The sequence below is a fragment of the Bradyrhizobium ingae genome, assembly GCF_055791185.1.
This window is the reverse complement of the sequence record NZ_JBVUBB010000001.1, coordinates 452116-471833: the sequence shown is the minus strand read 5'-3', so window position 1 is coordinate 471833 and position 19718 is coordinate 452116. Positions and strand designations below refer to the sequence as shown.

The 19718-nt window shown below is 61.9% G+C and carries 19 protein-coding genes; 7 read left to right on the top strand and 12 right to left on the bottom strand.

What is annotated here, in order from left to right:
• Positions 1–7 precede the first annotated feature (7 nt).
• From ACV1FX_RS02205 to ACV1FX_RS02190, 4 genes are all read right to left on the bottom strand, one after another.
• Positions 8–1240, bottom strand: coding sequence for an efflux RND transporter periplasmic adaptor subunit (locus ACV1FX_RS02205; RefSeq protein ID WP_473115878.1), 1233 nt, complete (start codon positions 1238–1240; stop codon positions 8–10).
• 70 nt (positions 1241–1310) lie between these two features.
• Complete coding sequence (locus ACV1FX_RS02200) at positions 1311–1640, bottom strand: hypothetical protein (protein WP_473115877.1); 330 nt, start codon at positions 1638–1640, stop codon at positions 1311–1313.
• A 24-nt stretch (positions 1641–1664) separates the two neighbouring features.
• Positions 1665–2402 (bottom strand): outer membrane protein, encoded by a 738-nt coding sequence (locus tag ACV1FX_RS02195; protein WP_473115876.1) that lies wholly within the window; start codon positions 2400–2402, stop codon positions 1665–1667.
• Positions 2403–2468: 66 nt separating this feature from the next.
• The gene (locus tag ACV1FX_RS02190; RefSeq protein ID WP_473115875.1) at positions 2469–4094 is read right to left on the bottom strand and encodes an outer membrane beta-barrel protein; all 1626 of its coding nucleotides are present in this window, start codon (positions 4092–4094) and stop codon (positions 2469–2471) included.
• Positions 4095–4497: 403 nt separating this feature from the next.
• Between ACV1FX_RS02190 and ACV1FX_RS02185 the strand changes: the two genes are divergently transcribed.
• From ACV1FX_RS02185 to ACV1FX_RS02155, 7 genes are all read left to right on the top strand, one after another.
• Entirely contained in the window at positions 4498–5142 is a 645-nt protein-coding gene (locus ACV1FX_RS02185; protein WP_473115874.1) for a hypothetical protein, read from the top strand.
• Positions 5143–5516: 374 nt separating this feature from the next.
• Entirely contained in the window at positions 5517–7037 is a 1521-nt protein-coding gene (locus tag ACV1FX_RS02180) for a DUF4118 domain-containing protein (protein ID WP_473115873.1), read from the top strand.
• The gene (locus ACV1FX_RS02175; RefSeq protein WP_473115872.1) at positions 7030–7752 is read left to right on the top strand and encodes a response regulator; all 723 of its coding nucleotides are present in this window, start codon (positions 7030–7032) and stop codon (positions 7750–7752) included. Before ACV1FX_RS02180 ends, ACV1FX_RS02175 begins: the two co-directional genes overlap by 8 nt.
• Positions 7753–7756: 4 nt before the next feature.
• Positions 7757–7978, top strand: coding sequence for a hypothetical protein (locus ACV1FX_RS02170; RefSeq protein WP_473115871.1), 222 nt, complete (start codon positions 7757–7759; stop codon positions 7976–7978).
• Between the two features lie 134 nt (positions 7979–8112).
• Complete coding sequence (locus ACV1FX_RS02165) at positions 8113–8235, top strand: hypothetical protein (protein WP_473115870.1); 123 nt, start codon at positions 8113–8115, stop codon at positions 8233–8235.
• Positions 8236–8517: 282 nt separating this feature from the next.
• Complete coding sequence (locus tag ACV1FX_RS02160) at positions 8518–9270, top strand: outer membrane protein (protein ID WP_473115869.1); 753 nt, start codon at positions 8518–8520, stop codon at positions 9268–9270.
• A 142-nt stretch (positions 9271–9412) separates the two neighbouring features.
• Positions 9413–9610, top strand: coding sequence for a hypothetical protein (locus ACV1FX_RS02155; protein ID WP_473115868.1), 198 nt, complete (start codon positions 9413–9415; stop codon positions 9608–9610).
• A gap of 514 nt (positions 9611–10124) precedes the next feature.
• Here ACV1FX_RS02155 and ACV1FX_RS02150 read toward each other — a convergent pair.
• The 8 genes from ACV1FX_RS02150 to ACV1FX_RS02115 all read right to left on the bottom strand — a co-directional run bounded on the left by ACV1FX_RS02150 (position 10125) and on the right by ACV1FX_RS02115 (position 19694).
• Positions 10125–11066, bottom strand: coding sequence for a 2-hydroxyacid dehydrogenase (locus ACV1FX_RS02150; protein WP_473115981.1), 942 nt, complete (start codon positions 11064–11066; stop codon positions 10125–10127).
• Positions 11067–11121: 55 nt separating this feature from the next.
• Complete coding sequence (locus tag ACV1FX_RS02145; RefSeq protein ID WP_473115867.1) at positions 11122–11889, bottom strand: SDR family oxidoreductase; 768 nt, start codon at positions 11887–11889, stop codon at positions 11122–11124.
• A 32-nt stretch (positions 11890–11921) separates the two neighbouring features.
• A complete protein-coding gene (locus ACV1FX_RS02140; protein WP_473115866.1) occupies positions 11922–12623 on the bottom strand; it encodes an HpcH/HpaI aldolase family protein in 702 nt (233 codons plus the stop codon).
• 12 nt (positions 12624–12635) lie between these two features.
• The gene (locus ACV1FX_RS02135) at positions 12636–13439 is read right to left on the bottom strand and encodes an SDR family NAD(P)-dependent oxidoreductase (protein WP_473115865.1); all 804 of its coding nucleotides are present in this window, start codon (positions 13437–13439) and stop codon (positions 12636–12638) included.
• A gap of 9 nt (positions 13440–13448) precedes the next feature.
• The gene (locus ACV1FX_RS02130) at positions 13449–15131 is read right to left on the bottom strand and encodes a hydantoinase B/oxoprolinase family protein (RefSeq protein WP_473115864.1); all 1683 of its coding nucleotides are present in this window, start codon (positions 15129–15131) and stop codon (positions 13449–13451) included.
• A gap of 12 nt (positions 15132–15143) precedes the next feature.
• Entirely contained in the window at positions 15144–17210 is a 2067-nt protein-coding gene (locus ACV1FX_RS02125) for a hydantoinase/oxoprolinase family protein (protein ID WP_473115863.1), read from the bottom strand.
• Between the two features lie 243 nt (positions 17211–17453).
• Positions 17454–18392: a nitrogen assimilation transcriptional regulator NAC gene (nac, locus tag ACV1FX_RS02120; RefSeq protein ID WP_473115862.1), complete on the bottom strand. Its 939-nt coding sequence runs from the start codon at positions 18390–18392 to the stop codon at positions 17454–17456.
• A 93-nt stretch (positions 18393–18485) separates the two neighbouring features.
• On the bottom strand, positions 18486–19694 hold the full coding sequence (locus tag ACV1FX_RS02115) for an aspartate transaminase (protein WP_473115861.1): 1209 nt from the start codon (positions 19692–19694) through the stop codon (positions 18486–18488).
• Positions 19695–19718: the final 24 nt, after the last annotated feature.

Below are 19718 nucleotides of genomic sequence, written 5' to 3'. Positions count from 1 at the left end.
AGACTGACTAGCTGCCGGACGTAGCGGCACGGTCGATGAACAAGCTCCCGCGCGTGACGATCTTTTCTCCCGCCCTGAGATTGTTGCGGACCTCGACAAGACCGCCGTTGATCAGGCCCATCTCGATTTCGCGGAGTTCGATCGAGTTGTCGTCGTGGGCGACCCAGACGCGAACCCGCTCGCCCTCATAGATCAGCGCCTGCCTCGGCACGGCAACCGAGGGGCGGCCTGATCCGGCATAGATGGTGACGTTGGCAAACATCTCCGGCTTGAGCTGGCCGTCCTTGTTGTCGATCGTGGCGCGCACCAGAAGGCGCCGCGTCGACGGGTCGATTGCGGCCGCGACATAGTCGAGCTTGGCCTTGAACTCGCGGCCGGGCAGCGCCAGCACCGCAAACGAGAGGTCCTGGCCGACCGCGATATCGGCGGCTTCGCTTTCGCGCACGAAGGCCGTCAGCCAGACCGACGAGAGATCGCCGATCACAAAAACAGGATCGCTGGCTCCGGAATTGATGAATTGTCCGGGACCGATCTTGCGCTGCACGACCGTACCGGCGAGCGGCGAATAGATCGGCGTTTCCGCGCTGATCTGCCGCGTCTCCTGGAATTTCGTGATCTGCTCCTCGGAACGGCCGAGGATGCGGAGGCGATTGTGGCCGGCCTCCAGCGCGGTCTCGGCCGAGCGCATGTCGTTCTGGGCCGCGGTCAGATCGGCCTGCGCCTGCTGCCAGTCCTTCAGCGGCACGGCCTTGCCGGCATAGAGATCGTTGGCGCGCTTCTCGACGATCTCGGCGAGATTGAGCTTGGAGCGCGCCGTGTTCAGCGCACCGAGCGCCGTGACGAAGTCATTGAGCGCCTGCACCGTATCTGTCGCTTCGACCACGAACAGCGGCTGCCCACGTTCGACGACGTCGCTCGGCTTGGCCAGGAGCTTCACAACTCGTCCAGCGTAAGGCGAGAAGATCGGCGTCGATGAGTCCTCGTTGACCGCGATCTTGCCTTCGGTGGCGTGCTCGGCGCGGAAGACGCGCTCGGTGACCGGCTCGATCGAAAGCGTGGTAAGCTCAGATGCGGTCGGCACATAGCGCGGGAGCTTCGCCTTCGCTTGGCTCGAGCTTTCGGTCGCCCTGGCGTGCGGCGTCATGATCCATTTGGCGCCGAAGGCACCGAGGACGACGACAGCCCCAATGGCGGACGCGGCGACGATCCGTCGCCGCGTCAAAATTGCCCCTATCTTCATGGCGCACACCTGCACATTTGCATATGCACTCCCCTCAGTTGCCGAGCGGACGTGCCAATCACACGCGGGCTCAATTCTCCGCCGGGCCTCGCCACATCGGGGATTTCGGACCGCCGTAGTAACGCATCGGGCCGAGATGGGCTGCCGGGGCATCGGCAACCCTCTGCTGTGACGATACGGTGGCCGGAGCACGCCACATCGGCGACTTCGGTCCGCCGTAGTAGCGCATCGGCCCGAGCGCACCCGGCTCCTGCGCAACGTTAATCGGTGCGCTTACGTGGTGATGGGCGTGCCAATGCCGATGGACGTGCCGGGCCTGTGCGGCGCCGCCGGTCGCCGCCATCAGCATCGCGCCGGCGCATAAAGCGACGACCAGCCGCAGAAGTCTCGAGTTGATCATTGCTGTCCCCCTGCCCCCAAGGCGTCAGTATTTGGCGACCACAGCACCGCCGCCGAACTTCCAGTCGAGACCGACCAGAACCGTCGAATAGGTGGCAGACACTGAATAGGGCGTCACGCCGTTGGTCGGGGTGATGCGGCTGAAGGTACCGAGGTCGTAGTAACGGTACTCGAGCTTGCCGATCAGGTTGTTGGTGATCGCATAAGCAATGCCGCCGCCAGCCGTCAGGCCGTTTCGGTTGACCTTAAACGTGTCGGTGCCAACACCCGGATTGACATCTGTGTGGGTGATGTTGCCGGCTGCCCAGCCGCCACTGAAGTAGAGCAGCAGGCGGTCCACTGCAATGCCGCCAATGCCACGAGCCGAAGCAACCCAGTTCAGCTTGCTGGAGTCGATCTGCGCGAGAACCGGGTTGCCGGCCGTCCCATTGTCATTGCCGTTGACGTTGGTTCCGGCACCGTCGAAATCAAAACCCACGACGATCTGGCCGGACTGCCAGTAGCCCCCGATCTCGCCGCCACCGAATGGTCCGTGCGATTCATAGTTGGCGATGTTGTTGGAGAATCCGGTCGGTGTACCATTGTTGATATTATGGTTGCCGAAGGCGTAGCCGCCGAAGGCACCGACATAGAAACCGGACCAGTCGTACTCCGGCGTCACCACCGCCGGCGCCTTGCCATAGATCGGAAGGTCCGCGGCGAGGGCCGGTGACATCAGCCCCAACGCGCCGAGCGCAACCGTGGTGAGAAGAACTTTTTTCATTTGTTGCCCCTGTGGAATTGCGTCTGCCGAGAGGCCCGGCGGCGGATGGCCGCCGGGCACTTCACATCAGAAGTGGATGATGATGTCCGCTGATCCGATCAGCGCGTTGCTCTTGGTCGGCGCAATGCCGAGGTTCGCGTTGCCGTTGAACGCGGCCGCATCCAGCGAGCGGTAGTACGTGAACTCTGGCCGGATCTCGATCTGCGGCGAGAACCAGTGCTGCCAGCCGATGCCGGTCTCGATGTAGCGGGTCTTGGTGCCCGTGCGCTGGCCCTGTTTGTCGTCGTAGAACTCAGCACGATAGGAGATGTTGTCCAGCGCTGTGGCCCTGTAGTTCAGGTAAGCAACATAGGTCTGCACCTCGGCCTTACAGGCGAAGACCGTTGCGCTCGAGCACTGCGCCAGAGACGGCGCATTGAACGGCATGTATTGCGGCGAGAACGGCGTGCCGCCCGCTGCCCAGGCCGCGACGGCGGTGGGATTGTTCGCGTTCAGCACATTGTTCTGATGCAGATTGTAGGTCTCGAACGATATGTGCCACTGGTCGTTGAACTTGTGGTAGTAGGTGACGCCATACCATTGCAGGTTGTTGTAGCCCCACTGGCCGCCGTTGATGCCGTCGGCAACCACGTAGAAGCTATCCTTGCCGGAATCGCTGGTCCAGCGAACACCGGCTGCGAGAGTCGGCACGGCGCCGGGATCCTTCGGCATGGTGCTGTTCGGATAGAGCGCATTCGGGAACGGGTTGGCGATCATTGCCTTGTAGTGCCACGGCATCGCCTCGGTGCCGACGGACAGACCGAGCTGGAACATCCAGTTCTTGGTCACTGCGAGCGTCGTCTGGACACCGGTGTTGGTGTAATTGTCGAACGTATACGTCATGGAGTGCGTATACATGTAGTTGTTCGGCGCGAGCTGGGCCTCAATGTCGGGGATCGAGATGTAGCGGCCGAAGCGAACCAAGAGGCCCTCGGCGATCTGCGGGATGAACACTTCGCCATAGGCCATCGGCATGTCATAGCCGTTGTTGGCGTTGTGCTGCAGAAGCTGGTTGCTCCAGAGGCCGTACGCCGTCGTATAGCGATAGTTCTCGCCGTAGATCGGCGCGATGCGGAAACCCCAGTCGATGTGATCCTTCTGCACCGTGTCCGGCAGGCGCTCGATGTAGAGCACCGCCTGATCAAGCTGAACGGTGTTCGGGCTGTAGAGATACGCCGCCGGCCAGTTGCCGCCGTGGACCGAGTTGTTGGACACGTTGCCGCCCGCGTTGATCCAGCCGTAGACCTGGATGTGTGCATCGTTCATCCATGATCCGACGGCCGTGTTGCCGAGCGCCGCCATCAGAGGGCTGTCGACCGAACTCGGGCGAGTCACGCCGATCGTGGTGGAGCCGCCATAGGGCCACTCCGTGAACGGATATGGCGGAATGGTCTGCGGCGTGGCTGGCCAATCGGCCCGTCGCGACGGCGGCGCCTTGGGATCGGCTGGTGCCGCATCCTTGCCCCATTCCAGGCGGTAGTAATTGACGAAGCGTGTCAGGAAGTCACTGCCGAGATAGGAATCCAGGCAGCCATAGTTCTTGTAGGGATCGCAGAACGTCTTGCCCATCGGCGGAAGTGTGTCTCCCGCGTGGGCTGCACCACCCAGCCCCACCGCAATCAACGACACGCCTGCCAAAAGAAACCTTTTCATCATATTGCCCCAAGTTGCTGCCACCGACGCCTTGCACGCGCTCTTTCGGCTTCGTTAAGCTTCGGGTGCAATCCTTCGTGATGAGGCTGATAAAAAGCGATACGGTTTGGCCGGCGCTTTCGTTAAAATAAAATAGTGCACTGACGCGGTTGAATTCCGATTGCATTCGTAATCATCATTTGCACAGCACGTTTGCTCAAATCGTCAGCGAAAAAAGGTGTTTTTCGCGATCGAACGATGTCGCAACGCAAACCTTTCCTGCGCGCTGTGTCATTTTCGTCATACTTCCCGTAACAACCACGCCTCTTCACCCGCGGAGCGCAGCCTCAGGCTATTTTTTTTCTACGAGATCGACCTAGTTTATCGATCGAAGATTTATGTCGGGACTCGCTAAGCTCGCCGCATGAGCAAATCTGTTTCGCGAGGCTCGTCCACGGAAGCCGCGTCTCATGCAGCGCGTAGCGCTAGAGGGTCGACGCAGGCAGCTGTTGACTTCGATCTCACCTTCCTGCCGGCGAACCTCACACGCCAGTGCCGGAGCCTGATCGAGTCGTATCACGAGGTGCACGGCTTCGCCTCGCTGCCCAACATGCTCTGGAAATTTCGCCTCGGCACCTTGATCGAGAGACATCGCGAGCTCCGCCATCTCTTGCGCAAGGCATCGACGACGCGCAGCGCCAAGAAGGCTAATGAAGGTTTCGTGCAAATCGCAACGACGATCCTGTCACTCGAAATCCTCGGGAGCAGCTTTGCCGGCTGGAGCGCGCTTTTCCCGCTGGCCGGACAAACTGCTCGTGACATCCTGCAGGCGAACGCCCACGGCCCACACATGCCGTTAATGGATTTCTATCTCTATCCACCAAAGCAGATCAGCGCGTCGGCGGTCGCGGCTCTGGCCCTTCCCACCAACCGCCCGGCTGAGGATGCTGCGCTCTATCGCGCTTCGAGCCCCGAACTGGCCGGGGAAAGACGATCACTTCAATACGCGAGCATGATTCGCGATACCGAGGGCACACCAGCCCGTGCGCCCGCTCCGGCGCGATCCTAAAAAGCAACTCCTCTTATAGGAAGCCTGCAGGGCACTACCGCTGCGAGGCAAATTTGCGGGTGTTTCCGTAGTTTCACGGACCACTATGACTATTTCTTTTTTATTTCTCGTATCCGCCAACAACATAGATTTTCTACGCCGTTTTGGAACATCGTCGCATTGCTGGGTAGTCGACGACATCGAAGCCAAATTGCATTCGCCACGTTTGATCGGAGACGCGCGCAATTCGTTTGATGTCTCCTGCTGGGGCTGTCCGTACTTTGATTTTTCATCTGCCTATAGGCCGCACGCCCTCAATGGCGAGGAAATGGCCCACGGGGACCGCGTTGGGCTTGAGCGAAACCACAGCTGGGGAGGAGCTTTCTCCCTCTCGCATGGTCGAGCGCAATCTCGTCCCGCTGCTTCTTTCTCTCCTGAGCATCGCGCTGATCACGGCCGTCCTGCTGGCAGTCGAGATCAACGTGGCCACGATGCTGGTGCCGGTCGCCTATCTCGTTCCGGTCATTTTCGCCGCGACCAGATGGGGAATTTGGCCGGCGATGCTGGCTTCCGTCGCTGGCATGGCCGCCGCGGATTTCTTCTTCTTTCCGCCGATCTACAGCTTGCGCGTGGAGGACCCGCAGGAGGCGGTCGATCTTTTGCTGTTTCTGATCGTGTCATTGGTCAGCAGCAATCTTGCTTCGCGCCTGCGCAAGGAGACCGAGAGGCTACGCCGGCGCGAAAAGGAGATGCACGCGCTCTACGATTTCTCGCGGCGGCTAGCCGCGTGCTTCACCATCGCCGACCTGGTCGCGGCGATTCAGGAGCATCTCGCGCGCGTGCTCGGACATTCCGCGACCTTCTTCGTGGCGACGGCCGACGGTCACTTCGAACCCTCCGAGGCGCGCTTCGCCCCGCCGGACGTGCAGACCGGCGCCGCAGCCATGAATTCCGGCGTCGGTCCGCTCGCACGCACGATCATCGACGAACGACGCGAGGAGCTCTGGCTCTTGCGCGCGATATCCTCAGACAATTCCGTGCACGGCGTCATCGCCATCAATATCGGCCTCGGCTCGCGGCAAAGCATCGAATCGCGAACGCGGCGGATCGAGGCCATCCTGGACGAAACGTCGCTGACGCTACAGCGCCTCGATATCGGCAAAGCCATGGAAAGCGCGCGGCTGCATTTGCAGGCGCAATTGCTCAGGGATGCCTTCCACGGCACACTCTCGCACGAGCTCTGCTCGCCGCTCGCCGCGATCAAGGGCTCGGCCAGCGTACTCGAAACCGTGCCCGCTATCCGCGAGGACGCCCGCATGCGCAGCCTTGTCGAGGCCATCTCGGAGGAAACGGCGCAACTCGACGGCTATATCCAGAACCTGCTCAGCGCGACGCGCGTGAGTGCAGGCGGCCTCAGTCCGCGGCTGGAATGGGCCGATCCGAAAGATCTCGTCAACGGGGCGATCAAACGGCGTGCGCGACGGCTCGCCGGCCATCGCATCGAGACGAACCTTAGTGAAGAGCTGCCGCTACTGCAGGTCGATTCGGGCCTGATCGAGGAGGCCTGCGGGCAGATCCTCGAGAACGCCGCAAAATATTCACCCGCCGGTTCGACGATCGCGGTTGAGGTCCGGTCCGAACTTGGACGCGTGATCGTGCTGGTTTCGGATCAGGGCGTCGGCATCACGCCGGACGAGCAGCAGCAGCTCGGCCACCGGTCGTTTCGAAGCGCGCGGCACCAGGCCTCCGTGCCCGGCTCAGGGTTGGGCTTCTGGATCGCATCGACCTTCGTTCACGCCAATGGCGGGACCGTCTCCGTGCAGAGCCGAGGGTCCGGACAGGGCACGACGGTGTCCATCGCGCTCCCCGCCGCAACAACTCCCTCCCTCGAAACGATAGCGCTCGCCAATGAGTAAGCCTGCCAACGTCGTCCTCGTGATCGACGACGAACCCAAGATCAGGCGGTTCCTGCGCGCGGGCTTCGAGCTCAACGGCTTCGTGGTGCTCGAAGCCGAGAACGCGACCGAGGCGCTCAAGATCGCGACCTTCAGCACGCCTGACCTCATCGTCCTCGACCTTGCGCTGCCCGATCTCCACGGCGCCGAGGTGATGGAGCGGATCAGGGCTTGGTCTAACGTACCGATCATCATCCTGTCGGTCGCTGCTGGCGAAGACGAAAAGGTGCGCATGCTCCAGGCCGGTGCCGACGATTATGTGGTGAAGCCGTTCGGCATGGCCGAGCTCCTGGCGCGCAGCGAGGCAGCCTTGCGCCGCTATTTCAAGTCTGCGACGGAAAATCCCGTAGTCGTCGCAGGTCCCCTCTCGGTCGATCTCGTGACCCGCACCGTATCGCTGAACAAGGCACCAGTTCGGCTGACGCGCAAGGAATATCGCCTGCTGCACGTTCTGGCGACGCATGTCGGACTCGTCGTCACGCACGACCAGCTCCTGAAGGATATCTGGAGCGGCAATCAGCGCGATAACATTCAGTACTTGCGGATCCTCGTTCGCAAGCTTCGACAAAAGATCGAGATCGACCCCAACCACCCTCGCCTGTTGATCACCGAGTCCGGTGTCGGCTATCGGCTCCAGAATCGGCTCGATGCGGAGCCGATGGCCGAGATCGGCTGAGCCCATGCTGCGCCCCTCGCCGCGCCGGTCGTTCTACATTGCAGTATCCTGGTCGGCCGACGACGGATGGACCTGGGAGATTCGGCGCAAGCGCAAGCCGATGGGAATCAGGCTGCGCGGGACGGGCTTCAGGTCTCACAGCTCGGCACACGAGGCGGGCCGCCTCGCGCTAGAGGATTTCCTCAACGGGCTGGTCATCGAGCGCGCCTCGCGAACCTCGATTTGACTGCGCCCTCTCCTCCCTTCAGCCCCCTATCCGCAGCGTAAATCGCAGCACCGCCGTGTGAATTCGCGCGTGTAGAAAAATAATATATTTTTCTTTGCAAACCGCGTAGTTTGCCCAAGAAAGGTGCTCGCGCGGTGGATTTCCTCATTCAAAAATTTAGCGTTTTTGGATTCGACGGCCAGTATTGGATGCTCGCCAGCGCAGTCCTTGTCGTATTTTTCATCATCATCGCCTGGCGCAGCCGCGACAATGCTTAGGCGCGTCTGCCTCGTCCACGCGTGAGATGAACGCGATCTCGCGGGGCCAATGCCGGCCCAGCGCCGCGAACGACGACAACTCTCGAATTCGCTGCACGTCTCTCGGAATATATTTTCTCTTAATTCTTTTTTGGCGTTTGCGATGTCGCGAGCGTGCAACGAGCACCGAAAAAGCGAATTCCATACGCCTTTGCCGCCCTTTCTGCGTCGCGGAATCTTTCTGCCGAACCTAAGATCACGACAGACAGATGAATTGGCCGTGTGGCCATGCAGGGGGCTTGAATGTTCGAACGACTGAAGACTGCCGTTGTCGTGGCCGCATTGATGGGGATCGCCGCGACCGGCGTTGCATCCGCCGCCGATCTGCCGGTGAAGGCGCGCCCGATGGCTGTGGCGCCACTTTACAATTGGACGGGCTGCTATCTCGGCGCGAATGTCGGCGGCGGCTGGACCAAGGTGGACTCCTTTCGCGTGCTGGATGTCACTGGAGCACCGGCGCCCGCAAACTATGGAACCGAGAAGGATAGCGGCGTAATCGGCGGCGGCCAGGTCGGCTGTGATTTCCAGACGGGCAATCTCGTGTTCGGCGTGAGCGGGAGCTTCGACTTCAGCAACATCAATGGGCGCCACGCGCTGACCGATTTCCCGACCTTCTCCGAGACCAACAACCTCAAGGAACTCTACACAATCACTGGCCGCATCGGTTATCTCTGGACGCCGCAATTCCTTGGCTATCTCAAGGGTGGCGCGGTCTACACCCGGCAGCGTGCCCAGGTGTTCACCCCCGGCGGCGCGCTCTTTGAAGGTGCGACCTTCACCGATCCCGGCACCACGGTCGGCATTGGCGGTGAATACATGTTCACGCCGAACTGGTCGGTTTTTGCCGAGTATAACTACATGTGGTTCTACGACGATCACGCCCAGGCCCTGCTGCCGGCCGGCGAAGTCATCAACTTCCAACAGAAGGTTTCGACCGTGCTGGTCGGCGTGAACTACAAATTCAATTGGAACGGCCCTGTCGTCGCCAAGTACTGACCTTTCTACCCGACTAGCTCTGCAAACCTCCAGACTCCTTCGGCCCCGGTTCGTCCGGGGCTTTTTTTAAAGGCGTTGTTCCCGGGTTCGGTTCGACTGGTCCGATTCTTGCGAGCGTCTAGCCTCGCAGAAGGAGACAATCATGGGCTTGCGTGTCTGGGTGCTCGTCCTCGCGACAGCGGCAATTGCGCATGCGGTCCTCTACCTGACGGATCGCGAGATCAGCGCCGGCGTTGACCATCTTTCCGAGACGACGCTGACGCGCCCGCCGCAACTCTATGCCGATCAAGATTTGAGACTGGTGAGCGCACGGAGCCCATACATGCGAGACGAGCGATAATCCGGTCGAATGGGATCGGCGCCTAAGGGGGGCGCTGGCGCCGCTGTCCGTGGCTTGCGACCGTAGTGAGTCTAGCGTGCCCGGTTCGCGCCGTCGCGAACGTCCGTTTGCGCCAAAAACCCGAAAACTATCTAGCGGCACGGACCCCGTCACTCGCGCGAGCGCCCATGCCCTGTCGCTCAAACGCGCCCCGCCAGCCTGGAGCCCGCTCTCATTGGCTTTCACAAGATTTTTCTTGATCTCCCGGTGCACACGTCGCGCACACGCGACCTTCTAACGCATTGAAAAACCTGGACTCTCGCTCCAATCCATCATGGGCCAGTTTGGTCTAGCCACGGACAAGAAGCTTCCTAGTGATCAATAGTGGTCCGCTGTGTCCCGCCAAAAGCCGCCGGTTTGGAGAAACGCTTTTGCAGGGGGCGCAGGTTCGTCCTACGTACCAATCGAGCTCATGTCGAAATGCAATGCTCAACGGCGCACTGGGACTAGATGCTCCTCATCCCTCGCCGGAAGTTCAGAGAACAGGCGTGACCAGCGCCGCCCCCGCGAAATGAGCGGCGAGATTGTCCCGCACGAGTTTCCCCATAGCGCGCCGGGTCTCGATCGTGCCCGAGGCATGGTGGGGCTGAACGACAACATGGTCGAAGACCTTGAACCGCTCGTCGATGCGCGGCTCGTGCCAGAACACGTCGAGGCCTGCTCCCTTGATCGTCCTGGCCTCGAGCGCGTGGAGAAGAGCTGCTTCGTCCACGGTCGATCCGCGTGAGACATTGATCAGGATGCCATCCGGTCCGAGCGCATGGAGCACGTCGGCGTTGATGAGGTTCATCGTGCTCTCGCCGCCTGCGAGCGTGACAACCAGGAACTCGACTTGGCGCGCCAGGCCGACGAGATCAGGCAGGAATGCATAGGGAATATCGGACCGGTGACTGACGTCGAAATAGGCGATCTCGCAATCGAACGCCGCCAAGCGCTTGGCAACGGCGGCACCGACACGTCCCATCCCGACCACGCCCACTTTCTTGCCGCTCACTCGCGTGACGAGAGGCATACTGCTTTTGCCCCAGCTTCCATCGCGCACGAACCGGTCGGCTTGGGGAATGTTCCTTGCTACCGACAACAGCAGGCCGACGGCCATATCGGCAACATCCGCAGTCAGCACGTCCGGCGTATTGGTGACCCTGATCCCGTTCGCCTTGGCGTAGCCAAGATCAATCGCATCGGTGCCGACGCCGTAGCAGGAGACGATCTCGAGCTTCGGAAGGCGCTTCATGAGATCCGCCGAGGCGCCCAGCTCGCCTCGCGTGGCTATGGCCCGGATCGTGCTTCGATTTGCCTCGATCATCCGGCCGGGGTCGGTCGCTTCCCAAAGCTTGTGGACGACGTAACGCACGTCCAACTCTTCCATGTCCCAGGCGGGATAGGCACCCATCATCAGCACGTCTGGCTTTCCCAACATTTGGGAGGCTTCCTCTATCAAGAATTGCGATCTGGACGGCGTGGCGCGTGGCTTACAAGCAGGTCGTGATGCCGCCGTCCACGTACAGCGTATGCCCGTTGACGAAGGACGAGGCGTCCGCCGCCAGGAAGACGGCAGCGCCGATCAACTCGTCGACATTGCCCCAGCGAGAAGCAGGCGTGCGCTTTTCCAGCCAAGCAGAAAATTGGGGATCATCGACCAGCGCTTGGTTCAACGGCGTCTTGAAATAGCCCGGCGCGATCGCATTGACCTGGAGGCCGTGCTTTGCCCAATCGGCGCACATGCCGCGCGTCAGGTTGCGGATCGCGCCCTTGGTCGCGGTGTACGGTGCAATACCGGGACGCGCCAATTCGCTCTGAACCGACGCGATGTTGATGATCTTGCCCTTCCCGCGCGCGATCATATGGCGCGCCACGGCTTGTCCGACGTGGAAGGCGCTCGAGACATTGGTCCTGAACAATTCCTCCCACTTCTCTACCGGAAACTCCTCCAGCGGCGTGCGGAATTGCATCCCGGCATTGTTTACAAGAATATCGACCGGTCCGATCGCTTCCTCAATGCGTGAAACTCCGCCGCGAACGGCGTCGGCGCGGGTGACGTCGAAGCTCGTCACTGCGACGTCGTGCCCAGCGGCCCTGAGGGTTGCAGCAGCCGCATCGAGTTTGCCGCGATCGCGTCCATTCAGCACCACGGAGGCGCCGTGCTCGGCAAGTCCCCGCGCGATAGCCAGTCCGATGCCTTGCGACGATCCCGTGACGAGCGCCCGCCTGCCGGCAAGGTTAAACAATTCGAATGGCAAGTGAGACCTTCTTCGGGTGGTGGTGGACGCAGCTACCGACCGAGCAGCTTCTTCACGCCGGCCAAACCAACGCGAAGAAAAGGATCGGAATGAATGTAGAAATAGCGTACACCCTGCTCTAGCCAGGACGGCAGTTCGTCCGAGGTCACCAGCGTGCCGGCGACCTTGCCTGCGGCGCGAATCTTCTTGACGACAAAGCCGACGCGCTCAGTTACCGCCGCTGGCCGCGGCTGGCCAAACGGGGGCGCCGGCGGATAGCCCATGTTCTGGGACAGATCGCCCGGCCCGATGAAGAACACGTCAATCCCGTCCACCGCGAGCAGCTCGTCGATGTTGTCGATCGCGCTCGGGGTCTCGATCATCGCGATGATCAACCGCTTCTCGTGGTCGGCGGGACAGGCGTAGCGGACGGCGTCGACGATGGCGCGCGCCTGGTCCGCGGTATCCACCATCGGAACCATCAGGCCGTCGGCACCGGCGTTGAGATAGCGGATCAGGAGCGGACGCTCGTGTGAGTGCGGTCGAACGATAGCCGCACCACGCGCCCCGCGAATGGCCTGCGCGGTGACGCGCACATCCTCGAAGCTCCAGGTGCCGTGCTCGCAATCGACGAAGATGGCATCTGCGCCAAGCTCGACCAGGCGAACCGCCAGTCCCGACGACGCGTGGTGGGGCGTGAGCATGGTGACCGCCTCGCCCCTAGCGAGACGCTCGCGCAGTTTGGCGCCGTTCATGGGAAATCCTTTCTAACTCTTCGGCTTGTCTTCCAGGCCTTCCGGCGACCCGACCCACCGGGCCATCTCGATGTCCGCAGAGGTGTCGCGCATGAAGGTCGGACAGATGTGCAGTTCGGGGATCACGGCGCCCTTTTGCAGGCTGGCGCAAAGCAGCACCGCGCGCGCGACGTCGTGCGGATTGAGCATCATCGCCCGTTCGCTTTCCGCCGGCGGACGCGCGCGATTGTTCATGATCGGCGTATCGGTCTCACCGGGCAGGATCGTCGTCGCGCGAATGCCCTGGTTGCGGTAGGTGTTGTGCAGGAAGGTCATGAAATTTTTCACGCCCGCCTTGGCCGCGCCGTAGGCAGCGCCACCGAGCAGGTTCGGATTGACGACCGCCAACGAGGAGACGGTGATGATCGTGCCTTCCTTGCGGGCGATCATGTCCTCGAGGACGGCCTGCGTCAGGTTGAATACGGCGGTGAGGTTGACGTTCACCGTGGCATTCCATTCTTCCTCGCTGATGAACCGCGCGTTCAGCACTCTGCTGGCGCTCCCGGCATTGTTAACGAGGATATCTGAAGGCCCGAGATTGTTCTTGACCCAGCCGACCGTCTCCAAGATCTCCTCCCGCGAGGCGACATCGAGCGCACGGGCAACGGCCTTGCCGCCTGCTTTCTCGATCTCTGCGACGACCTCCTGCAGCGGCCCGATCCGGCGGCCAGTCAGGACGACCGTCGCGCCTTCCTGCGCCAATAGGATCGCGGTCTCTCGGCCGATTCCCGTACCTGCGCCCGTGATGAGCGCGATCTTTCCGTCGAGCAGGCCCATTACGTACCTCTATTCGGCAGCGGTCGCTGCCAGACTTGAGCGTCGATAGCCGTAAGTCTGCCTCGCTGCCGCCGGCGTAATCAACCCTTCTGCCAGATCGAGCTCGATCGCTGCAGGGCTACGCTCACTTGTTTGCCCCCAGCCACCACCACCCGGCGTCTCGACCTCCAGCCGATCGCCGGTCCTGAGAACGACCTTGCCCTTGGGGAACTGTGGTTCGCCATTCTTGGTCACCTTGCCGGCGCTGCCGGATTGGCCGCCCACGACGCCGAAGCAGGGATGACGTACCCGCTCGGAGGCGAGATAAATGCTCATCGGATTGCGTCCGCGATTGCGCAGCACGACGCGCTGGCCGAGGCCACCACGGCTCTTGCCCGCGCCACCAGAATCCGGAATCAGCTCCTTGCATTCTGTGAGAACCGGGACGGCGATTTCGAACATTTCGACCGCCGTCACCTTGCAGTTCGACGGGAAGCTCAGGGTGTCCAAACCATCGTACGCGGCACGAGCCCCCTGTCCGCCGTGGAAATTCTGGACGGAGCTGTATTGCGAGCCGTTGTCGCGCTGCCCGACGCAGTTCGCAGCCCAGATCGGCGCGCCGCCGCTATCGCCCATCACGAGGCTTGGCACGACACCCTCCAGCGCCTTGAAGATCAGCGACGGGATCACGTGGCCGATCAGGTTTCGCGAATTTCCGGCGGTCCATTGCTCCGGGTTGAGGATAGAGCCGAGCGGTGCTTCATCGGTAATCGGCGTAATGCAGCCCTCGTTATTCGGGGTGTCGGGGTCGAGCAGGCACTTCAGCGCATAGACCGAGTGGGCGTAGCGATAATTGGTGCGACAGTTGATAGAATGGAGGATCTGATCGGAGGTACCGGCATAGTCGACATGAATGGAGTCGTCGCGGACGATGACCGACGCCTTGAGCTTCACATCCGTGTCGTAACCGTCGAGCAGCACTTCGGCCGAATAGGTCCCTTTCGGCCATTGCCTGATAGCCTTGCGCGTCTGCGCTTCGGATCGCGTATGGATGGCATCGGCGAGCTCGTCGATGCCATCGAGACCGTACTCGTCTAGGAACTTGACGAGCTCGCGTCCCATGACGTTGTTGGCAGCGACCATGGATTCGAGGTCGCCCATCACTTCGGTCGGGAGGCGGACGGACGCAGCGATGATGTCCAGCACGTCCTTGTTGGGAACGCCGGCTTTGTGCAGCTTCACAATGGGAAAGCGAATGCCTTCCTCGAAGATGTCGCTGGCCTCGGAGTGCAACGGGCGGCCGCCGACATCGGGCAGATGGGCGATCGAGCCCGCATAGGCCACGACCTTGCCCTTCCTGAATATCGGGGTGATCATGGTCACGTCGGGCAGATGACCAGTGCCGATCTCGGGATCGTTGGTGGCGAGCACGTCGCCTTCTTGCAGACTTTCCGGCGGAAACTTCGGCAGAAAGTATTTCTGCGCGGCCATCGGCAGCGACGTGATGAACACGGGGATTGACCAGGTGCACTGGGCGAGCGCCCGCCCACGGCTGTCGAGCAACACGGTCACGTAGTCGTGGTTCTCGCGCACGATGGGCGAGAACGCTGTGCGCCCGAGAACGATGTCGGCCTGGTCGGCGATGAAGATCAGGCGATTCCACATCACCTGAAGGTTGATGGGATCGTTGAAATCGGCTGCATTCACGGACATGCGCGGCGTCCTCTAGGCGATGTTGATGACGAGATTGCCGTGAGCATCGACGTGAGCCCGGCCGCTCGGTCCAACGACCGCGGTCGACTCGCGCTGCTCGACGATGGCCGGGCCCTGGATTTCCGCGCCGATAGGCAATTTGTAGTGGTCGTAGACCGGGGTCTCGGTGTAACCGCCGAGCTCGTTGAAAAAGACCGAGCGCGCGCCCTTTTTGGCCTGGGCAGCTTCCCTGCTGTGCGGTCGCGTGACCTGATCCTTCTCGCCGCTGGAGCGCAGGCGCCAGGTGATGACCTCCACGGACGAACCGGCAACAGTGCGGCCGAACAGCTCGCGGTACAGCTTGTAGAAGTTGGCGAGCAGTTGCTCCAGGAATTGGTTTGCGGGGAGATTGCGATCCGGCAGCGCAACCGTGATCTCGTGGCCCTGGCCGACATGGCGCATGTCGACCGTATAGGTGTTAGTGATCGTCTCGGGTGCGACGCCAGCTGCGGTGACGACTTCCGCGCCCTGCGCCGTGAGCTCGCCGAGCAGGCGATCCATGGTGGCGAAATCCCAAACGTCGAGCTGCATCGGGAAGCTCGCGGACAGATCGACTGCGACCGGCGCGATGAGCAGCCCGATCGCCGACGTGACGCCGGCGCCGGTCGGGCAGATTACACGCTTGATGCCGAGCTTGCGCGCGATGCCGTAGGCGTGCACCGGACCCGCACCACCGAAAGCCACCATCGGCAGGCTGCGCGGATCGACGCCGAGATCGGTCGCATGTACCGCGGCCGCCTTGCTCATGGATTCGTTGACGAGGTCGTGGATACCCCACGCGCAGCGCGGCACGCTGACGTCCAGCGACGCCGCGAGCTTGGCCATTGCCGCCTCAGCCGCATCCTTCGAGACCTTGAAGGAGCCGCCGACGAAGGACTCTGTCCCCATATAGCCGAGCAGAATGTCGGCGTCGGTCACCGTCGGCTCGGTGCCGCCGCGCTGATAGGCGGCGGGGCCGGGTAGCGCGCCAGCCGAGCGCGGGCCGACATCGAGCAGGCCGAGTGGGTTCTTGGCGGCGATAGAGCCGCCGCCGGCGCCGATCTCGATCATGCGGATCGACTGGATTTTCAGCGGAAAGCCAGAGCCCTTGCGGAAGCGGTGATAGTGCGCGACTTCGAGATCGGTTCCGACCGTCGGCTCGCCATTTGGAATCAGGCACAGCTTCGCGGTGGTACCGCCCATATCGAAGGACAGCACACTACCCTCGCCCGCAATGCGGCCGAACTCGGCCGCTGCGACGGCGCCCGCCGCCGGTCCCGACTCAATCAGACGCACGGGCAGCTCGGCGGCGCGACGGCTCGGCACAAGACCGCCGGACGAGGTCATCCACAAAACCTGGCGATTGATGCCTTTGGCGGCGAATTCATGCTCGAGATGCGCGACGTGGCCCGACATCTGCGGGCGCGTGTAGGCATTGACGACCGTGGTCGAGGCCCGGTCGAACTCGCGAACCTCCGGGCACACCTCAGAGGACAGCGAGACGAAGATGTCGGGGTTCTCTTCCCGCAAGAGCGCTGCGATGCGTTGCTCGTGGGTCGGATATTTATAGGCGTGAAGCAGGCAGACGGCGACGGACTTGATGCCTTCGTCGCGCAGCCGGCTGGCAATCTCCCGAACCGTTTCCTCCTTCAATGCCGTGACGATGTCGCCATCGGCCGAAATGCGCTCGACCGCACCATAGCTGTCGGCCCGCGTCACCAGCGGATCGGGATATTTGAGGTTCAGATCGTAGAGATCGTAGCGTCCCTCGTTGCGGATCCGCAGCATGTCCTGGAAACCGGCCGTCGAGATGAAGCCGGTCTTGACGCCCTTGCGTTCGAGCACCGCGTTGGTAACAACGGTGGTTGCCCCTAGCACCTGAAGCTTGTCAAGATCGATGACGTCACCGAACTGCTCGAGCAGTTCGGACACGCCGCGGACGACCGCCTCGGCCGGATTAGTCGGCGTGCTCAGGACTTTGTGCAGATGCAATTCGCCGGTGTCGTCGAGAAGCGCGAAATCGGTGAAGGTCCCGCCGGTATCGAATGCAAGCTTGGCCATCTTTTTCCTCGAAGCGATCGCCTTCTAGACGACGCTGGTCCGTCGAATTTTTCCCTGCTGACCTTGCGATCAGGGCATGGGGTCAAATGCGGATTCCAAGATGGTTTTGAGGGTAAGAAATGCAGTCGCGGCCGGCCACCACAACTCCAGTCTGCCGCCATAGGTTTTGTTTATGGCATCGAGAACGCAGCACTGCCCTTAAGCACATGGGGCTCGCGTCGTCGAAGCAGCCCGGATTTGAGACTAGACCGCTCGAATGCCCCGGGGATGATTGCGCATCAGCTTCTCGACCACGGTCAGAAGCACTGATCGCGTAGCCAGCGCCGGCTCCGACAGCGGTAGGTGATCGGACACGCACAGCGAAACGGTGGCCTCGATCGCCGGGCGGACAAGCCGCCGAACTTCGACGCCGGCAAAGCTCGACGCGCTCGCTGCGACCGACGCCGGCAAGATTGTCGAGCCGAGCCCCTCCGTAACCGCTGCGCCCAGCGCGGACACGGATTCGATCTCGGACACGACGTTCGGCGTCACCCTTGCACGGCCTAAGGATTCGTCGATCAGCCGGCGCAGGAAATGCCCCTGGCTGGGCAGCAGCAGCTTGACGTCGGCGAGTGCCGAAAGCTGCAGCGGCTCATCTCTCGATTTCTTCGTTTCCGGATCCGCGCGCGACACCAGATACAGCTCTTCCCGGAACAGGGGCTGGAGCTTCACGCCCTTGATCGGACCGGACCCGTAGATCATGGCCATGTCCATCTTGCCGGTCATGATGAGCTCGCTGAGCACGTGGCCGAAGCTGTCGTTGATATGAACGATAATCTGGGGGTGAAGCCTCGACATCTCCTTGAGCAACGGCAACGACAGCGTGCTGGAGGCCGAATAGGTCGCAAGCCCGATGGAGACACGCCCAGCCAGTGCTTTTGTCGATTGGTCGATGTCGATCTGCGCCTGCTCGATCTGCTTGAGCAGCAATTGTGCGTGACGATAGAGGATGAGGCCTGCTTCGGTTGGGACGATGCCCTGATTGCTGCGCAGCAGCAGCTTGTGCTTGAAGTGGCTTTCGAGGGCGGCGATCTGCTGCGAGAGCGCGGGCTGCGCCGTCCGCAATAGACCGGCCGCCCGGGAAACGCTGCCGGCGTCGACGACTTTGACAAAGCTCTTCAGCTTCCTGAAATCGACGCTCATGTGTACGGAACGCTGCCCCTCGGTGTGCCTAGGCTGGCAATATCCTCTATCTAGGTCGTTGATTTCAATGAGATTCTTTGCAAGGTCGGGCGTTCAGCGAAGCGCCTTGCACGCCTTCTCGATGCGGTCGCAGGCCTCCTTGATGGCCTCCATCGACGTCGCGATCGACAGGCGGAAATAGGGTGACAGTCCATAGGCTGCGCCCTGCACGGCAGCGACGCCGACATCGTCGAGCAGATAGAGGACGAAATCGAGATCGTTCTCGATGACCTTCCCGCCCGGCGTCGTCTTGCCGATCACGCCAGCGCAGCCTGGGTAGAGATAGAAAGCCCCATCCGGAACGAGGCACGACAGGCCGGGTGTCGCGTTCAGCCGCGCGCAGGCATAATCGCGCCGCTCCTTGTAGAGCTTGACGCTCTCGCGGACGAAGGATTGATCGCTGGTGAGCGCATGGGCTGCGGCGGCCTGGCTGATCGACGAGGGGCATGACGACATCTGCGACTGCAGCTTGTTGATCGCCGCAACCAGCGGCGCAGGGCCCGCCGCATAGCCGATCCGCCAGCCGGTCATTGCGTAGGTCTTGGAAACACCATTGGTGAGGAGAATGCGCTCCTTCAGGGCCGGCACGGCCGCTGCGAGGGTGGTTGCGGGCTCGTCGCGATACCAGATCTGGTCATAGATATCGTCGGACAGCACGAACACGTTGGGATGCCGCAGCAGGACGGCGCCCAGCGCCTCCAGGTCCGATCGCGAATAGGCCGCTCCCGTCGGGTTCGACGGCGCATTGAGGATGAGCCAGCGCGTGCGCGGTGTGATGGCGGCCTCGAGCGCGTCCGCCGTCAGCTTGAATCCCTGGTTCTCGGAGCAGCGCACGATAACGGGCTTGCCGTCATTGGCGATGACCATGTCGGGATAGGAGACCCAGTAGGGCGCTGGAATGATGACCTCCGCCCCCTCCTCCACGCTTGCCATCAGCGCCAGGAACAGAATCTGCTTGGCGCCGCCGCCGACGCAGATTTCGTTGTCGGCATAATCGAGCCCGAGGCGCCGCTTGTAATCGCCAATGATCGCCTTGCGCAGGGCGACGGTGCCGTTCACCGCAGTGTACTTCGTCTCCCCCCGGTCGATCGCCTCATGCGCGGCGGCCTTGACGTTATCAGGGGTATCGAAGTCCGGTTCGCCGATCGCCATATCGATGATGTCACGACCTGCTGCCTTCAGTTCACGAACCCGCGCGGAAGCCGCTGTCGTCGGTGAGATCTTGATGCGGGAGACCCGCGCGGCGGGCACGAAAATCGTCACTTTTGTGGTCCTTCGCGTTGCAGA

Bases quoted from the DNA above. Each gene is read 5' to 3' on its own strand.
- ACV1FX_RS02205 (WP_473115878.1), bottom strand. From the start codon at position 1,240: ATGAAGATAGGGGCAATTTTGACGCGGCGACGGATCGTCGCCGCGTCC.
- ACV1FX_RS02200 (WP_473115877.1), bottom strand. From the start codon at position 1,640: ATGATCAACTCGAGACTTCTGCGGCTGGTCGTCGCTTTATGCGCCGGC.
- ACV1FX_RS02195 (WP_473115876.1), bottom strand. From the start codon at position 2,402: ATGAAAAAAGTTCTTCTCACCACGGTTGCGCTCGGCGCGTTGGGGCTG.
- ACV1FX_RS02190 (WP_473115875.1), bottom strand. From the start codon at position 4,094: ATGAAAAGGTTTCTTTTGGCAGGCGTGTCGTTGATTGCGGTGGGGCTG.
- ACV1FX_RS02185 (WP_473115874.1), top strand. From the start codon at position 4,498: ATGAGCAAATCTGTTTCGCGAGGCTCGTCCACGGAAGCCGCGTCTCAT.
- ACV1FX_RS02180 (WP_473115873.1), top strand. From the start codon at position 5,517: ATGGTCGAGCGCAATCTCGTCCCGCTGCTTCTTTCTCTCCTGAGCATC.
- ACV1FX_RS02175 (WP_473115872.1), top strand. From the start codon at position 7,030: ATGAGTAAGCCTGCCAACGTCGTCCTCGTGATCGACGACGAACCCAAG.
- ACV1FX_RS02170 (WP_473115871.1), top strand. From the start codon at position 7,757: ATGCTGCGCCCCTCGCCGCGCCGGTCGTTCTACATTGCAGTATCCTGG.
- ACV1FX_RS02160 (WP_473115869.1), top strand. From the start codon at position 8,518: ATGTTCGAACGACTGAAGACTGCCGTTGTCGTGGCCGCATTGATGGGG.
- ACV1FX_RS02155 (WP_473115868.1), top strand. From the start codon at position 9,413: ATGGGCTTGCGTGTCTGGGTGCTCGTCCTCGCGACAGCGGCAATTGCG.
- ACV1FX_RS02140 (WP_473115866.1), bottom strand. From the start codon at position 12,623: ATGAACGGCGCCAAACTGCGCGAGCGTCTCGCTAGGGGCGAGGCGGTC.
- ACV1FX_RS02135 (WP_473115865.1), bottom strand. From the start codon at position 13,439: ATGGGCCTGCTCGACGGAAAGATCGCGCTCATCACGGGCGCAGGTACG.
- ACV1FX_RS02130 (WP_473115864.1), bottom strand. From the start codon at position 15,131: ATGTCCGTGAATGCAGCCGATTTCAACGATCCCATCAACCTTCAGGTG.
- ACV1FX_RS02125 (WP_473115863.1), bottom strand. From the start codon at position 17,210: ATGGCCAAGCTTGCATTCGATACCGGCGGGACCTTCACCGATTTCGCG.
- nac (WP_473115862.1), bottom strand. From the start codon at position 18,392: ATGAGCGTCGATTTCAGGAAGCTGAAGAGCTTTGTCAAAGTCGTCGAC.